This is a genomic window from Aliiroseovarius conchicola (assembly GCF_041403445.1).
Taxonomy (GTDB): domain Bacteria; phylum Pseudomonadota; class Alphaproteobacteria; order Rhodobacterales; family Rhodobacteraceae; genus Aliiroseovarius; species Aliiroseovarius conchicola.
Genome location: NZ_JBGEHL010000013.1, coordinates 1 through 15,529 on the forward strand (window position 1 = coordinate 1; position 15,529 = coordinate 15,529).

The 15,529-nt window shown below is 55.7% G+C and carries 18 protein-coding genes; all 18 read left to right on the forward strand.

Translation table 11 applies throughout. The features are described from left to right. The first annotated feature begins 364 nt into the window (after positions 1 to 364). The 18 genes from V6N04_RS16085 (at position 365) to V6N04_RS16170 (ending at position 15,528) form a co-directional block, all read left to right on the forward strand. Positions 365 to 973 carry a hypothetical protein gene (locus tag V6N04_RS16085; protein ID WP_371171215.1) on the forward strand — a complete coding sequence of 203 codons (609 nt, stop codon included), beginning with the start codon at positions 365 to 367 and terminating at the stop codon, positions 971 to 973. Between the two features lie 99 nt (positions 974 to 1,072). Then, positions 1,073 to 1,909 (forward strand): DMT family transporter, encoded by an 837-nt coding sequence (locus V6N04_RS16090; protein ID WP_371171216.1) that lies wholly within the window; start codon positions 1,073 to 1,075, stop codon positions 1,907 to 1,909. Between the two features lie 136 nt (positions 1,910 to 2,045). Beyond that, positions 2,046 to 2,516: a 50S ribosomal protein L15 gene (gene rplO, locus V6N04_RS16095; RefSeq protein ID WP_371171217.1), complete on the forward strand. Its 471-nt coding sequence runs from the start codon at positions 2,046 to 2,048 to the stop codon at positions 2,514 to 2,516. Positions 2,517 to 2,621: 105 nt separating this feature from the next. Continuing rightward, on the forward strand, positions 2,622 to 3,977 hold the full coding sequence (gene secY, locus V6N04_RS16100) for a preprotein translocase subunit SecY (RefSeq protein WP_371171218.1): 1,356 nt from the start codon (positions 2,622 to 2,624) through the stop codon (positions 3,975 to 3,977). Then, entirely contained in the window at positions 3,974 to 4,552 is a 579-nt protein-coding gene (locus V6N04_RS16105; RefSeq protein ID WP_371171219.1) for an adenylate kinase, read from the forward strand. The genes secY and V6N04_RS16105 overlap by 4 nt, the downstream gene beginning before the upstream one ends. A gap of 262 nt (positions 4,553 to 4,814) precedes the next feature. After that, positions 4,815 to 5,183 (forward strand): 30S ribosomal protein S13, encoded by a 369-nt coding sequence (gene rpsM, locus V6N04_RS16110; RefSeq protein ID WP_371171220.1) that lies wholly within the window; start codon positions 4,815 to 4,817, stop codon positions 5,181 to 5,183. A gap of 15 nt (positions 5,184 to 5,198) precedes the next feature. Further along, positions 5,199 to 5,588, forward strand: coding sequence for a 30S ribosomal protein S11 (gene rpsK, locus V6N04_RS16115; RefSeq protein ID WP_371171221.1), 390 nt, complete (start codon positions 5,199 to 5,201; stop codon positions 5,586 to 5,588). A gap of 105 nt (positions 5,589 to 5,693) precedes the next feature. Further along, a complete protein-coding gene (locus tag V6N04_RS16120; RefSeq protein WP_371171222.1) occupies positions 5,694 to 6,710 on the forward strand; it encodes a DNA-directed RNA polymerase subunit alpha in 1,017 nt (338 codons plus the stop codon). 150 nt (positions 6,711 to 6,860) lie between these two features. Beyond that, positions 6,861 to 7,289: a 50S ribosomal protein L17 gene (rplQ, locus tag V6N04_RS16125; RefSeq protein WP_371171223.1), complete on the forward strand. Its 429-nt coding sequence runs from the start codon at positions 6,861 to 6,863 to the stop codon at positions 7,287 to 7,289. A gap of 178 nt (positions 7,290 to 7,467) precedes the next feature. Next, a complete protein-coding gene (locus V6N04_RS16130; protein WP_371171224.1) occupies positions 7,468 to 8,079 on the forward strand; it encodes an autoinducer binding domain-containing protein in 612 nt (203 codons plus the stop codon). 58 nt (positions 8,080 to 8,137) lie between these two features. Continuing rightward, a complete protein-coding gene (locus tag V6N04_RS16135) occupies positions 8,138 to 9,454 on the forward strand; it encodes a replication-associated recombination protein A (RefSeq protein ID WP_371171225.1) in 1,317 nt (438 codons plus the stop codon). A gap of 22 nt (positions 9,455 to 9,476) precedes the next feature. Beyond that, positions 9,477 to 10,070: a cytochrome b/b6 domain-containing protein gene (locus tag V6N04_RS16140; protein WP_371171226.1), complete on the forward strand. Its 594-nt coding sequence runs from the start codon at positions 9,477 to 9,479 to the stop codon at positions 10,068 to 10,070. A 31-nt stretch (positions 10,071 to 10,101) separates the two neighbouring features. Continuing rightward, on the forward strand, positions 10,102 to 10,479 hold the full coding sequence (gene crcB / locus V6N04_RS16145; RefSeq protein WP_371171227.1) for a fluoride efflux transporter CrcB: 378 nt from the start codon (positions 10,102 to 10,104) through the stop codon (positions 10,477 to 10,479). Further along, entirely contained in the window at positions 10,476 to 11,522 is a 1,047-nt protein-coding gene (locus V6N04_RS16150; RefSeq protein WP_371171228.1) for an RluA family pseudouridine synthase, read from the forward strand. Before crcB ends, V6N04_RS16150 begins: the two co-directional genes overlap by 4 nt. Then, positions 11,519 to 12,202, forward strand: coding sequence for an HAD-IA family hydrolase (locus V6N04_RS16155; RefSeq protein WP_371171229.1), 684 nt, complete (start codon positions 11,519 to 11,521; stop codon positions 12,200 to 12,202). The genes V6N04_RS16150 and V6N04_RS16155 overlap by 4 nt, the downstream gene beginning before the upstream one ends. After that, a complete protein-coding gene (locus V6N04_RS16160) occupies positions 12,199 to 12,915 on the forward strand; it encodes an ATP12 family chaperone protein (protein WP_371171230.1) in 717 nt (238 codons plus the stop codon). The genes V6N04_RS16155 and V6N04_RS16160 overlap by 4 nt, the downstream gene beginning before the upstream one ends. Positions 12,916 to 13,122: 207 nt before the next feature. Further along, the gene (locus V6N04_RS16165) at positions 13,123 to 14,142 is read left to right on the forward strand and encodes an amino acid ABC transporter substrate-binding protein (protein WP_371171231.1); all 1,020 of its coding nucleotides are present in this window, start codon (positions 13,123 to 13,125) and stop codon (positions 14,140 to 14,142) included. Between the two features lie 123 nt (positions 14,143 to 14,265). Beyond that, positions 14,266 to 15,528 (forward strand): amino acid ABC transporter permease, encoded by a 1,263-nt coding sequence (locus V6N04_RS16170; protein ID WP_371171232.1) that lies wholly within the window; start codon positions 14,266 to 14,268, stop codon positions 15,526 to 15,528. The last annotated feature ends 1 nt before the right edge of the window (position 15,529 follow it).

The following is a 15,529-nucleotide window of genomic DNA, read 5'->3' on the forward strand; positions in this document are numbered from 1 at the left end:
CCAATGGTACTGCGTCTTAAGACGTGGGAGAGTAGGTCACCGCCAAACCTAGTAAGAAGCTAAATCTCTCTAAACGATATCAAATACAACAAAACGCCGTCAGCATAACGCTGGCGGCGTTTGTATGTGTGGGGGCTGGCCTCCTGCAAGAGCATAGCTCAGAAAGCCATAAACGTAAGGTATTCCTCACATATACATTATGTGGACAGCCGATAAGATACTCCCATCACCCCTAGCGCGTATCAAGTGGGGAGGACAGGAAGCCAGTTGTGATGAAACGTTTTAGTTTAAGATTTTGGAATCCACCTTGTTTGGGCGATTGCTCTATTGCAACTGCTATATGTGTTTGCGGGGCGACTAAGCAATGAGTGCTCAAGTTGCAAAAAAGGTATTCGTATTAACCGTGCTTCTACCGGTCATGGTCTGCTACTTATACCTGCGACTATATCCACCGAATGTACCAACAATATCGGGAGAGTTTATCCCTTACGATCATCTGGCAACTGAAGATACCGATCCGTTTCTTTCTGGTGGTAAAGCCCCGGTGAAAGGAAGCCGAATAATAGCGGTTGCAATGCGGCACAACAACGTCAGGGATTGCCTAAAGTATTCAGAACGAAAAGCTCAAATCCCCGATCTTAGACTGGTAGCTTGGTATCGAATACGTAGCGACGAAGTAGCTGATGTCTGTTTGTTTAGGGTCTTATCAAGCCTTGGCACGCCTGAAAGGGCTATGGTTTGGCTGTGGAGTCAGGGCTTGCCAGCGAGAGTAAGACTACACGATGAGCGAGGTGAAAGCTTCACCTCGATTTCTAGCGCAAACTATTTACGGAAAAGCGGTATGATGCTGGTTGGTGGCGGATATTTCGCACGCCAGATAACAAGTAATGTTTCTTATACAGAGAGTATAAGCGCAACTTGGAACGATCGAGGTGAGCTCATAGGTGCGTCTTATAGCCTTAACACCCTATGATAAGTATAAGCTCCCTTGATCATGGTCGAATACATTTAATTGATGTGCGGCAACGAAGGAAGTTTGTTAGAGCAGCGGCACATATCTTTGGATCACTCAATGCGCCTCTTCCTTCTCACCCTCCTGACAATGACGGCTTTCGCGGCAAACTCGCTGCTCAATCGGGCCGGGCTTGCGGGCGAGCACATAGGGCCCGCGGGGTTTGCCTTTGTCCGCGTTGTGGCGGGGGCGGTGATGTTGTGGGGTTTGATGTGGGTTGGACAGCGCAGGATCCCGGTGCGAACGCCTCCGGATTGGATCGCAGTGGCGGCGTTGGTGATCTACCTTGCGGGCTTTTCCTTTGCGTATGTTGCCCTGGATGCTGGGATCGGCGCGCTGATCCTTTTTGCCGTTGTTCAGGTGACCATGTTTGCGGGGGCTGTGCGCGCGGGCGATCAGATTCCGCTTTTGCGCTGGGGTGGGATGTTGGTGTCTCTTGCAGGTCTGACCTATCTGGTCTGGCCAAATGGCGACGTGCGATTTGACTCCACTGCCTTGTTTCTGATGACGCTCGCGGCTGTCGGCTGGGGCATCTATTCTCTTATGGGCCGCCGCGCGACCGAACCACTTGTCGCGACTGGCTGGAATTTCATTTATGCGGTGCCTCTTGTCGCGCTGATCAGCCTTCCGTTCGCGTTGAACGAGGTCTTCTCGCAAGTCGGCATCCTTTTGGCGATCACTTCTGGCGCATTAACTTCAGGTCTTGGTTACGCGTTGTGGTATCGTGTTCTGCCGCGGCTAGGTGCAAGTACAGGCGCACTGGTTCAGCTCTCGGTCCCGGTCATTGCTATGATCGCGGGGGTCGCGTTCTTGGGCGAGGTACTTGGTCTGCGGGCGATCGTCGCTTCGGTACTTGTGTTGGGAGGTATCGCGATCGGCCTTCTGGCACGCAAGTGAGCCTACAAAGGCTTGCGTGGGCGAAATGGGTCGTCTATACGCCCCCAGTGGTCTGTTTAGACCCAGAATCAATATCAAGAAAAGCCGTGTTTGGCCCCTCACGCTTCATGGGTCAGTTCCGGCAAGGAGAAGCGAAATGAAACTGAATGAACTGCGCGACAATCCAGGCGCAACAAAACCACGCAAACGCGTTGGCCGTGGCCCTGGTTCGGGCACCGGTAAAATGGGTGGCCGTGGTATCAAAGGTCAAAAATCACGCTCAGGTGTAGCGATCAACGGTTATGAAGGCGGCCAAATGCCTTTGTACCAACGTCTGCCAAAACGTGGTTTCAGCAAGCCGAACCGCAAAAAGTTCGCTGTGATCAACCTTGGCCTGATCCAGAAATTCATCGACGAGAAAAAGCTCGACGCGAAAGACATCACCGAAGATACACTGGTTGCTTCGGGTCTGGTGCGCCGTAAGCTGGACGGCGTCCGCGTGCTGGCAAAAGGCGAATTGACCGCCAAAGCTAACATTACTGTGACTGGCGCGTCGAAGTCGGCTGTTGAAGCTGTTGAGAAAGCTGGCGGAAAGTTGACCGTCGCAGCTCCGGCCGCAGCTGAATAAGACCTTGTGAGGGGCGGACTTGCCCCTTACATATCTTGCTACGTTTTCAAGCGCCGCCGGAGCCGGGAACGGTCCGGCGGCGTTTTACTTGATCAAGGGGGCCTTATGGCATCTGCAGCAGAACAAATGGCCGCAAACATGAGCTGGGGCGCCTTTGGTAAGGCAACCGAGCTTCGTCAGCGGATCCTTTTCACCATCGGGCTTTTGATTATCTACCGTCTGGGCACCTATATTCCAGTTCCCGGCATTGATGCAGGCGCGCTGCGTGAGTTTATGGAGCAGGCCCAGTCCGGCATCGCCGGCGTTCTGGGCATGTTTACGGGTGGGGCGCTTAGCCGAATGGGTGTCTTTGCCCTTGGTATCATGCCCTACATCTCCGCCTCGATCATCGTGCAACTGCTCAGCTCCATGTGGGAGCCGCTGAAACAGTTGAAGAAAGAAGGCGAGCAAGGCCGCAAAAAAATCAACCAATACACCCGATACGGCACGGTCCTTTTGGCCACCGGTCAGGCCTTTGCGCTGGCCAAAAGCCTCGAAGCGGGCGATTTGGTGACCAACCCTGGTGGCTTCTTTATCGCAGCCTGCGTGATCACTCTTGTTGGCGGCACAATGTTCCTGATGTGGCTGGGTGAACAAATCACCGCGCGCGGCATCGGCAACGGTATCTCGCTGATTATCTTCGTTGGCATCGTGGCCGAGATCCCCGCTGCCCTTGCGCAGTTCCTTGCTTCGGGTCGGTCGGGTGCGATTAGCCCAGCTGTCATTATCGGTGTGCTGGTGATGGTAGTAGCAGTGATTGGCTTCGTCGTGTTCATGGAGCGCGCTCTGCGAAAGATCCACATCCAATATCCCCGCCGTCAGGTGGGTATGAAGGTTTATGACGGTGGGTCCAGCCACCTACCGGTTAAAGTGAACCCGGCCGGCGTCATCCCGGCAATCTTCGCCTCGGCTTTGTTGCTGTTGCCGACAACGATCTCGACATTTTCGTCGGGACAAGCGGGACCAATCATGTCGACTGTGCTGGCCTATTTCGGCCCGGGTCAACCGCTTTATCTTCTGTTCTTCACTGCGATGATCGTGTTCTTCACTTTCTTCTACACAAAGGAAGTGTCGTTTAAGACGGACGAGGTCGCAGATAACCTGAAAAACCAAAATGGTTTCGTTCCCGGCATCCGCCCGGGTAAAAAGACCGCTGAATATCTTGATTACGTCGTGACCCGCTTGCTTGTGCTGGGGTCGGCCTATTTGGCTGCGGTGTGTCTGCTGCCGGAAGTCCTGCGCAGTCAATTCGCCATTCCCTTCTATTTTGGCGGTACTTCGGTCTTGATCGTCGTTTCTGTGACAATGGATACAATCCAGCAGGTGCAATCTCATCTTCTAGCCCACCAATACGAGGGTTTGATTGAGAAGTCGCAGCTCCGCGGCAAGAAACGAGCCAAGAAAGGACCTGCGCGTCGATGAACATTATTCTGCTTGGACCGCCGGGCGCCGGCAAAGGAACGCAAGCCGCCAAATTGGTGGAAGAACGGGGCATGATCCAATTGTCCACTGGTGACATGTTGCGCGAAGCAAAGTCATCGGGCTCGGAGATGGGCAAGAAAGTCGCGGCGATCATGGCTGCCGGCGAACTTGTTACGGATGAAATCGTTATCGGGCTGATCGAAGAGAAGCTCGAAGGCGACAATGGTGGCGGCTTCATCTTCGACGGCTTTCCTCGGACGCTCGGCCAAGCAGATGCGTTGGGCTCTTTGCTCGAAAAGCACGGTCAATCGCTCGACACAGTGATCGAGATGCAGGTGGATGATGACGTTCTTGTCGGTCGTATCGTTGGTCGGGCTGAAGAAGCTCGCAAGGCCGGTCAGCCCGTTCGTGCAGATGACAACGCGGAAAGCCTGAAAATCCGCTTGATGGAATACTACAAGAAGACGTCGCCACTAATCGGCTACTACTATGCCAAGGGCGATCTTCAATCGGTCAACGGTCTTGGAACCATCGACGAAGTACAGGCCGAGATCGCGGGTGTTCTGAACGCCTGATTGGCTGTCAGGCGATGCTTTCGGCGACACCCTGCAGCGCCGCATATGTCGGATATCCTACCATAGTGCTCAAGACGGGTTGACGCCTGCGGCAATCCCATCTAAGTCACCCCATCCCTGATGGGAATCACGATGTAGACGGGGTCGCCCCCCACATGCATCAGATCATAGATTTCAGCGCGGCCCGCAGGAAAAATCCGGCGGGCTTCCGTTGTGAAAAAAGGTTCCGGGGTTACGGAACCGCAACGAAAGGAAAGACTACGTGGCACGTATTGCTGGCGTGAACATCCCGACCCATAAACGGGTCCCGATCGCCCTAACTTACATCACTGGTATTGGTCACACTTCGGCCAAAGCCATTTGCGAATCCGTGAAGATCGACCCGACCCGTCGTGTGAACGAACTGTCGGACGCCGAGGTTCTTGCAATCCGCGAGCACATCGACGCGACTTACACCGTTGAAGGTGACCTGCGCCGTGAAGTTCAGATGAACATCAAGCGCCTGATGGATCTGGGGGCCTACCGCGGTCTTCGCCACCGTCGCAACCTTCCTGTACGCGGTCAGCGTACGCACACCAACGCTCGTACCCGCAAAGGCCCCGCAAAGGCCATCGCTGGTAAGAAGAAGTAAGGGAGGGTTTGACCAATGGCTCGCGATAAGACTCGTATCAAGCGTAAAGAGCGTAAGAACATCGCCTCTGGCGTTGCTCACGTGAATTCTTCGTTCAACAACACAAAAATCCTGATCTCGGACGTACAAGGCAATGCAATTGCTTGGTCTTCCGCCGGTACAATGGGTTTCAAAGGCTCGCGTAAATCGACACCCTACGCCGCTCAGATGGCTGCAGAAGATGCAGGCAAAAAGGCGCAGGATCATGGCGTTAAAACGCTGGAAGTCGAAGTTCAAGGCCCCGGTTCGGGTCGTGAATCGGCTCTGCGCGCTCTGGCTGCTATCGGTTTCAACATCACATCGATCCGTGACGTGACCCCGATCGCCCACAACGGCTGCCGCCCACCAAAGCGCCGCCGCGTCTAAGCAGATTTTTCGCCGGGCTGCGGTTGTCGCAGCCCGGTTTCCGTCATTTTAACCTCGGGCGTCCTGCCCTTTGGACATGGGGACAGGACAAGTATGGAGGGACGCATGATCCATAAAAACTGGGCAGAATTGATCAAGCCAACACAGCTGGACGTTAAGCCGGGTAATGACCCTGCACGTCAAGCGACGGTTGTTGCTGAACCGCTGGAACGCGGCTTTGGTCTGACACTGGGCAATGCCCTGCGCCGCGTGCTGATGAGCAGCTTGCAAGGTGCAGCTATCACATCGGTTCAAATCGACAACGTATTGCACGAGTTCAGCAGCGTGGCCGGTGTGCGTGAAGATGTCACCGACATCGTTCTGAACCTCAAAGGTGTTGCCATCAACATGGAAGTCGAAGGCCCCAAGCGCCTGTCGATCTCGGCCAAAGGCCCCATGGTAGTGACCGCTGGCGACATCTCGGAAACTGCTGGTATCGAGATCCTGAACAAAGAGCACGTGATCTGTCACCTGGATGACGGCGCGGACCTGTTCATGGAGCTGACCGTCAACACTGGCAAAGGCTATGTCGCTTCTGACAAGAACAAGCCGGAAGACGCGCCGATTGGCCTGATCCCGGTTGACGCGATTTACTCGCCCGTCAAGAAAGTCAGCTATGACGTTCAGCCGACCCGCGAAGGTCAGGTTCTGGACTATGACAAGCTGACACTGAAGCTGGAAACCGATGGTTCCGTCACTCCGGATGACGCCGTGGCCTTTGCTGCGCGCATCATTCAGGACCAGTTGTCGATCTTCGTGAACTTCGACGAGCCAGAAGCTGCTGGCCGTCAGGACGAAGACGATGGTCTCGAGTTCAACCCACTTCTTCTCAAGAAAGTGGACGAGCTGGAACTGTCTGTCCGTTCGGCAAATTGCCTGAAGAACGACAACATCGTTTACATTGGCGATCTGATCCAGAAAACCGAAGCCGAGATGCTCCGCACTCCGAACTTCGGCCGCAAGTCGCTGAACGAGATCAAAGAAGTGCTTTCGGGCATGGGTCTGCACCTCGGTATGGATGTCGAAGAATGGCCGCCAGAAAACATCGAAGAGCTTGCTAAGAAATTCGAAGATCAGTTCTGATCTTCTTAGGGGGCCGGGTATCTGGCCCCCAACATGCCCGCACCTGGCGGGGACCATCTGGGCGATCCTGCCCCAAGGAGAGGGACCGACACGCATCGGTTCACAGACAAAGCACCGCTCATACAAGAGCACCAAAGAAGGATTAAGAAAATGCGTCACGCTCGTGGTTACCGCCGCCTGAATCGCACACACGAACATCGTAAAGCGATGTTCGCTAACATGGCTGGTTCGCTGATCGAACATGAACAGATCAAAACGACCCTGCCGAAAGCTAAAGAACTGCGCCCGATTATCGAAAAGATGATCACGCTGGCGAAACGTGGTGACATCCACGCGCGCCGCCAAGCCGCATCGCGTCTGAAGCAGGACCAACATGTCGCCAAGCTTTTTGATGTTCTGGGCCCACGTTTTGCTGAACGTCAGGGCGGCTATGTGCGCGTTCTGAAAGCTGGCTTCCGCTATGGTGACATGGCGCCGATGGCGATCATCGAGTTCGTCGACCGCGACGTTGATGCCAAGGGTGCTGCTGACCGCGCCCGTCTGGAAGCTGAAGAAGCTGCGGCAGACGTCGAAGAATAAATCATCCACTACAGGATGAATTAAACCCCGTACAATTGTGCGGGGTTTTTCTTTGGCGCAACGTCAGCCTGAAAAAATGCGCAAACCCATGCCGAAAACGCAAAAAACAAGTCATGGTTGTTTGACTTCGGCGCGTATGCCTAAAAGGATACGCGCCGGGGACATAGGGACGCTTAGGATGACAAACGACTACGGTCTTGATCAGGGACTGGCCAGGCTCACGGATCTGGCGCCGAAAGGTTATGCGCTGGGGCTGCATATTCGTCATGCGTCGGCCCATGTCATGATCCAGACTTATGACCCGCGGTGGAGCCAGATTTATACCGAACGCGGCTACATGCTCGCGGATCCGATGGTGTTCTGGGGCTTTGGCAACGAAGGCACCATTCGCTGGAGCGAGATTAACTTGCCCGACCCACATGGCATCATGATGCAAGCCGCGGGATACGGGTTGAGATATGGGATTTGTGTCTCTCATGGCCCGACATCATCACGTTCCATCGGCGGTTTTGCCCGCGAAGACCGCGAGTTCAGCGATGATGATATCGACGAAATTCACACCCTGGTGCGGGAACTCCATGATAAATCCACGCCTCCGGAACATCTGACAACTGCCCAACGCATGGCGTTAAGATTGATCGCCAAAGGCAGTCGACACGCAGAGGCCGCCTCGATTTTGGGAATTTCAGAAAGTGCATTGAAGGCTCGTTTGCGCAGCGCCCGCGAGCGGCTTTTTGTACGAACAACCGCAGAAGCGATTCAACGCGCACAGGAATATAAACTGCTCTGACTCTAGTGCTGTGCTATTTCAGCTTTCCACTACCGCGCGCGCGCCTTAGATTTGCTTTATGGCCGATCTGTTCGACACCCCCTCAGACTCACTGTCCGCCGGCAACGACGTCCAGCGCCCGCTTGCAGACCGCTTGCGCCCCCAATCACTGGTCGAGGTCATTGGGCAAGAGCAGGTCCTTGGCCCGGACGCGCCCCTTGGGACCATGCTGGCAGCCGGCAGCTTGGGATCATTGATTTTTTGGGGTCCGCCGGGCGTTGGCAAAACCACCATCGCCCGCCTATTGGCGAAAGAAACCGATCTGCATTTTGTGCAGATCAGTGCGATTTTCACAGGCGTGCCAGAGCTGCGCAAAGTGTTCGAAGCGGCGCGGCTTAGGCGGACAAACGGGCAGGGGACGTTGTTGTTTGTGGATGAAATCCATCGCTTCAACAAAGCCCAGCAGGACGGTTTTCTGCCGCATATGGAAGATGGCACCATCCTATTGGTGGGTGCCACCACCGAAAATCCTTCGTTTGAACTAAACGCGGCGGTCTTGTCGCGGTCGCAGGTGTTGGTCTTGACCCGACTATCGCTCGCCGATTTGGAACGCTTGGCTCAACGTGCCGAGCAAGAGCTGGGCCGCCCTTTGCCCCTGATAGGCGAGGCGCGCGAGGCGTTGCTGGAGATGGCTGACGGAGATGGGCGTGCCCTTCTGAATTTGGCAGAGCAGGTTTTTGCCTGGAAAGTCGACGGAAAGCTGGATGTCGAAGGATTGTCCTCGCGCTTGATGAAGCGCGCCGCGGTTTATGACAAATCTGGCGACGAGCATTACAACCTAATTTCGGCTTTGCATAAATCGGTACGGGGTTCGGACCCAGATGCGGCCCTGTACTGGCTTGCGCGGATGCTGACGGGCGGTGAAGACCCGCGATATCTGGCGCGGCGCATCACCCGCATGGCGGTCGAGGATATCGGCCTTGCCGACCCCCAAGCCCACCGCGTGTGTTTGGATGCGTGGGAAACCTATGAACGACTGGGCAGCCCTGAAGGTGAACTGGCACTGGCGCAGGCTGTATCCTACCTTTCGCTCGCGCCGAAATCGAACGCGGCATATGTGGCCTACAAGGCCGCAATGAAAGCTGCGAAGAAAACTGGGTCGGAACCTCCTCCCAAGCACATCCTGAACGCCCCCACACAATTGATGGAGGATCAGGGCTATGGTGCGGGGTACGCCTATGACCACGACGCGCCTGACGGGTTTTCAGGGCAGAATTATTTCCCGGACGGAATGAAGAGGGGCGTCTATTATGTCCCAGTAGAGCGCGGGTTTGAGCGCGAGCTTAAGAAGCGCGTCGACTATTTCTCGCGCTTGCGTACCAAGCGCGATACCTGACGCCGCAATAAAAGGAGCCACCATGGAACAGCCAACCGAACGCCGTCTGATCTGGGATATTGTCACGCGTCTGTTTCATTGGTCACTGGTTCTTGCTGTGGTCACCGGTTGGTCGCTTGGGCGGTTCGGGCCTTCCATTATGACCTATCACTTCTACATCGGATACGCGGTCGCGGCGCTTTTGGTGATCCGGGTATATTGGGGATTTCGGGGCCCCAAACCCGTCCGTTTTCGGTCGTTCATCTATGGTCCTAAAAAGACGCTTGGTTATGTCAGCGGTATGGCCAAACGAGTGCCCAGCAACTGGCCGGGTCATAACCCTGTGGGGGCATTGTCGGTGTTTGCGATGCTGGTTGTCTTGATTGCGCAGGTCGTGACCGGACTAATCGCAGACCCGGATGATTTCGTGAATGTTGGACCTTTGGCTGGTTGGGTCGAGTTTGACACAGCACGATGGGCGGCCAGCACGCATCGGCTGCTGTCAAAACTGCTTCTTGTCCTCGTGGGCCTGCACATCGCAGCCATCTTGTATTACCGGTTTTGGAAGCGCGAAGATCTGGTGGGTCCCATGATCACAGGCTGGAAAGAGGTGCGCAAAGACCACCCGGACGCTTGACAAGCGGGGCGCGGGGCCTCAGTCAGGCGGCATGATGACACCCCTTCTACAAGTTGCGCTTGGCGGAGCCATTGGCGCGTCCGCCCGCTATCTGACCAACACCGGAGTCATCCGAATGTTGGGACACGGATTTCCTGCAGGTACAATGGTTGTAAACATCGTTGGTTCGCTTCTGATGGGCGCGTTGACGGTGGTGTTGGCACGCAAAGGCGGCTTGCATCTTGCACCGTTCCTGATGACCGGTGTGCTCGGCGGGTTCACCACCTTCTCAGCCTTCTCGCTGGATGCGGTCACGCTGATCGAACGCGGGGATTGGTCGTCGGCCAGCTTCTACATCATTGGTTCGGTTCTGCTGTCGTTGTTGGCTTTGTTCGCCGGCATCCACATTGCCCGCATGGTGCTGGCATGAGTGGGGTTCAGTTGATCACGATTGGGCCGGACGAAGCCGAGCAGCGCTTGGACCGTTGGGTCAAACGAATGTTCCCGCATGCGGGCCAAGGTCGGATCGAACGAGGCTGCCGTAAGGGCGAGTTTCGTGTGAACGGCGCTAAGGTCAAAACCTCGACGCGCGTTGGGCCCGGGGACGAGGTGCGGGTGCCGCCCTTGCCTGTCACCGACGCGGGTTCACGCCCCACGCCGACGAAATCGCGGGTGTCAGACGCTGATGCAAAGCTGATTCAGTCCTGTGTTATCTACCGCGACGACCACATCATTGCGCTAAACAAGCCGCCGGGCTTGCCCACACAGGGCGGATCGAAGCAGACCCGTCATGTCGATGGGCTGGCCGAGGCGCTTAAGTTCGACCGAGATGAAAAACCCCGTCTTGTGCACCGGCTTGATAAAGACACATCCGGCGTGTTGCTTTTGGCACGCACGCAGGCGGCCGCTTCGGCCCTAACTGCCGCGATGCGCCACAAGGAAACCCGTAAGATTTATTGGGCTGTCGTGGCCGGGGTACCAGTACCCTATCTGGGTGAGATTCGTTTTGGGCTGGTGAAAGCCGGTGGCGGCGGAAAAGGCGCAGGCGAGAAAATGATTTGCGTGCATCCGCGTGAAATGAACCAGACCCCTGGCGCAAAACGGGCGCATACGCTCTATGCCACGCTTTACCGCGTCGCTTCGCGCGCGGCATGGGTGGCGATGGAGCCGATCACCGGTCGCACCCACCAACTGCGCGCCCATATGGCCGAGATCGGGCATCCGATCATTGGTGACGGGAAATATGGCGGCTCCAGTCAGGATAACATGGGCGACGGCTGGGGGGCGATGATTGGTGGAGACATCTCACGCAAATTGCACCTGCACGCCCGCTCGATGACGTTTCAGCATCCGGTAACAGGTAAGCCTGTCACTGTGACCGCCGAATTGCCCGAGCATATGGCCGATACATTCAAGACATTCGACTGGACCGAAGATCTTGCCGCGGATGACCCGTTCGAGGCGCTCTCATGACCACGTTGAAATTGGCCGTCTTTGATATGGACGGCACTCTGATCGACAGTCAGGACTTCATCGTCGAAGCCATGAATCGCGCTTTTGGCGAGATGGGTGTAACTCTTCCAACGCGTGAAGAGGTGCTTTCGATTGTTGGGTTGTCGCTTCACGATGCCATTGAAGTTCTGGTGCCGAGCCTCACCCAGTCCGAGGTCGCCGAGGCGACCCAGCAATACAAAGATATGTTCATCAAGTTGCGCGCCGAAAAGGGGGGCGAGGCAGCGGCTCCGATGTATCCGGGTGCGCGTGATGCGTTGAACCACCTGTATGGCAAGGACGAGGTGCTCTTGGGCGTTGCAACGGGCAAAGCGCGCCGTGGGTTGGATCACGCATATGATGCGCATGATCTTGGCCATTTTTTCGTGACAAGTCAGACTGCGGATAATCATCCGTCCAAGCCAAACCCATCAATGCTGCATGCCGCCCTGGCTGAAACCGGCGTAGAGGCAACGAACGCAGTGATGATTGGTGACACATCGTTCGATTTGGACATGGGGCGGGCGGCCGGGTATCGCACGATCGGCGTGACGTGGGGTTATCATCCGCGCGCGCGCCTTGAAGCTGCTCGGGCTGATATCTTGATCGACAGCTATGCTGATCTCTCAGCTGCGCTGGACGAATTGTGGGGGCGTGCATGAGCAATTGGGCACCAAAACGGTTCTGGACCGAGGCCAAGGCCATACAGGTTGACGGAGGTCACACAGTCCAACTTGATGGGCGTTCGATCAAAACGCCGGCGAAGACACTGTTGAAGGTCCCAACTGCGGCGCTGGCCCAGGCCATAGCGGCCGAGTGGGATGCCCAGGTCGACGAGGTTGATCCGGCCACTATGCCAGTGACGCGGATGGCCAATTCAGCGCTGGATAAGGTTGCCCACCAGTTCTCTGAAGTTGCCGAGATGCTGGCTGCATATGGTGACAGCGACCTTTTATGTTATCGCGCCACCCACCCGGATGCGCTCATCGCACGACAGGCTGAACATTGGGACCCTCTGTTGGAGTGGGCGGCGGATACTTACGGCGCACGGCTCGTCCCGGTTGCGGGAATCATGCACCAACCGCAAGACAGCGAAGCGGTCGCCCGGCTCTCGGAACAGGTGTATTCGCTCAACCATTTCGAGATCGCAGCCTTCCACGATTTGGTTGCCATAAGCGGTTCACTGGTGTTGGCGTTATCCGTTACCGCAAACAGGCTGTCTATAGACGAAGCATGGTCCCTGTCGCGTCTTGACGAAGAGTGGCAGATCGAGCAGTGGGGTGAAGACGAGGAAGCCTCGGAACTTGCTCAGAAAAAACGTCTCGATATTGTGAACGCGGCGTGGTTCTTGCAAGCAAGTCGCAACGAAACATAACGCAACCAATACCTTAGATTGGCTAATATTCTTGCTTTCCCCTAGGTTAAGTATCGCTATTCGCGATGTAGCTCTTGACGATAGTTGATCAATTCTTTCAAACTCTTTCCCATGTTGAAGGGGGTCTATCCCCTCGCAGACATGTCTGCGGTCACAATGATCGCGAAATAGCCCGAAACTGCGGGCAACTATCAGGAAGAGGTAAACATGAAAAAAACCGTTTTTCTTGGCGCACTGACCGTCGCTGGCTTGGCTGCTAGCGCCGCAGCTGCTTCAACCCTTGACGACGTCAAGGCGCGCGGCAAGCTGAACTGTGGTGTGACCACCGGGCTTGTCGGCTTCGCCGCACCCGACGCAAACGGCAACTGGGAAGGTTTCGACGTTGGCTTGTGCCGCGCTGTAGCCGCAGCTGTACTTGGCGACGCCAACGCTGTTGAATTTGTGCCGACCACGGGTAAAACCCGTTTCACCGCCCTTGCTTCGGGCGAGGTCGACATGCTGGCACGTAACACCACATGGACACTGTCGCGCGACGCCGACCTTAAGTTCGAATTCACCGGTGTGAACTATTATGACGGTCAAGGCTTCCTTGTCCCGAAAGAAATGGGCGTGACTTCGGCGAAAGATCTGGACGGTGCGACCGTCTGTATCCAGACCGGTACCACAACCGAGCTGAACCTCGCGGACTTCTTCCGCGCTAACAACATCAGCTACGAGCCGGTTCCGATCGAAACCAACGCTGAAGGTCAGCAACAGTACCTTGCCGGTGCTTGCGACACCTACACCACAGACGCTTCGGGTCTGGCTGCAACACGCGCCACCTTCGAAGATCCGTCGGCACACGTTGTTCTGCCCGAAATCATCTCGAAAGAGCCGCTGGGCCCGCTGGTCCGTCACGGTGACAACGAATGGGGCGACATTGTACGCTGGACGCTGAACTCGCTGATCTCGGCTGAAGAGCTTGGTATCACATCGGCAAATATCGGTGAGCTGTCGGCATCTGCTGGCGACAACCCGGAAGTAAACCGTATCCTCGGCACCGAAGGCAACCTGGGCGAAATGCTCGGCCTTGACGGTGACTGGGCTAAGCGCGCCATCATGGCGGGCGGCAACTACGGTGAACTGTTTGCCAAAAACATCGGCGAAGACACACCGATCGCTCTGTCGCGCGGTCTGAATGCTCAGTGGAAAGATGGCGGCCTGATCTACTCGCCTCCCTTCCGCTAAGAACTTCAAAGGAAAGGGCGTGGTTCTGCCACGCCCTTTTCGTATCTATCTGAACGCACCTTGGCACCGCGGCACAAGCCGCGCTTTCAACAAACAAAGCCAAGGGCAACGGGGACGTCTTCTATGACAACACTTACCGACCCTCCTCAGGGCCAGTTCCGGCTATCCATGCTTTTGTATGATAGTCGCTACCGCTCGATGACCATCCAGATTATCGCTTTGATCGGCTTCTTGATGCTGATCGGCTGGCTTCTTTCAAACACCGCACAAAACCTGGCAGACCTTGGGAAAGAACCCAGCTTTGGCTTCATGGCTGAGCCTGCCGGGTATGATATTAACCAACGCTTGCTGGACTACAATTCTCGGGACACACACCTGCGCGCCTCTCTGGTAGGGCTTCTGAATACGCTACTGGTGGCCGTGCTGGGCTGTGTAACAGCGACTGTCATCGGCGTAATCGTTGGCGTTCTGCGCCTGTCGCCCAACTGGATCGTCTCACGATTGTCAGCCGTTTATGTCGAAGGGTTCCGCAACGTACCGGTCTTGCTTTGGATCGTGTTCACGATGGCTATCCTGATCGAAACGCTGCCAAAGCCCCGAGCATTCAAGACTGGCGAAGCGTCGATGTCCTGGTGGGATAGCGTCGCAGTAACGAACCGCGGTATCTATATTCCCGAAGCTTTGTTTTCTCGTAGCCTCGGTGATGTTCACATGTTTGGCGCTTCACCAATTCGCTTCGATATCAGCCTTGACCTTCTTGCGTTAATGGCGGTGTTGATTGGCGGAGTTTTGATCTCTGTGTTGTTCAAGCGCCGTGCTGACGCGATACAAGAGGCAACGGGTGACCGTCCACGGACGTGGCACTGGCGCCTTGGCGTTATTGTTGTGCCATTCCTTTTGGTGCTTTGGATCCTGGGCTTCCACCTGGGGTATCCTGAATTGAAGGGCTTTAACTTCAAGGGCGGAACGCATCTGCGTAACTCTCTTATTGCCTTGTGGTTGGCGCTTTCGCTCTATACCGGGGCCTTTATCGCCGAGATTGTGCGTGCCGGTATCCTTGCCGTCTCGAAAGGCCAATCTGAAGCCGCCGGAGCCTTGGGTCTTCGCCCAAATCGCACGATGAGCTTGGTTATCCTACCGCAAGCATTGCGGGTGATCATACCGCCGCTCATTTCGAACTACCTGAACCTAACCAAGAACAGCTCTTTGGCTATTGCCGTGGGTTATATGGATATTACGGGTACTTTGGGTGGTATCACGATGAACCAGACCGGTCGCGAGCTTGAGACGGTTCTGCTGTTGATGCTTGTTTACCTGACCATCTCCCTGACAATTTCAGGTGTGATGAACTGGTACAACGAATCTGTGAAGCTGAGGGAGCGCTGAT